The organism is Vogesella mureinivorans, assembly GCF_007644035.1.
Taxonomy (GTDB): domain Bacteria; phylum Pseudomonadota; class Gammaproteobacteria; order Burkholderiales; family Chromobacteriaceae; genus Vogesella; species Vogesella mureinivorans.
Genome location: NZ_VMTV02000384.1, coordinates 1 through 296 on the forward strand (window position 1 = coordinate 1; position 296 = coordinate 296).

1 pseudogene is annotated in these 296 nt (G+C 65.2%); it reads left to right on the plus strand.

Features of this window, described 5'->3' with window-relative positions:
- Positions 1-207 (plus strand): annotated as a pseudogene (locus FLQ44_RS11120) (hypothetical protein); the annotation flags it as partial.
- Positions 208-296 lie beyond the last annotated feature (89 nt).

Below are 296 nucleotides of genomic sequence, written 5' to 3' on the forward strand. Positions count from 1 at the left end.
TTCGAGCGCAGCAGCGAGGAAGATATCCGCGCCTTCCAGAAGATCCTGCTCGACGGCCAAGTGCTGACAATGGTGCGTCGCACCCGCGGCGACGACATCGATGCCGCCTGCGGCCAGTTGAAGGGGCAGGTGATGGATCGCACGCGTCGTCAGGCTGAGTTCCTGCGTACCCTGAAGATTGCGAAGGTGGACGATGCGGCGGCCTGAGCACTGCCTTCTAGCCCTTGTCTTGGCGCTGAGCCTCACCGGCTGCGCTACGACCGGCGGCGGCGCGCGGGTCGACGAGGATTCGCCTA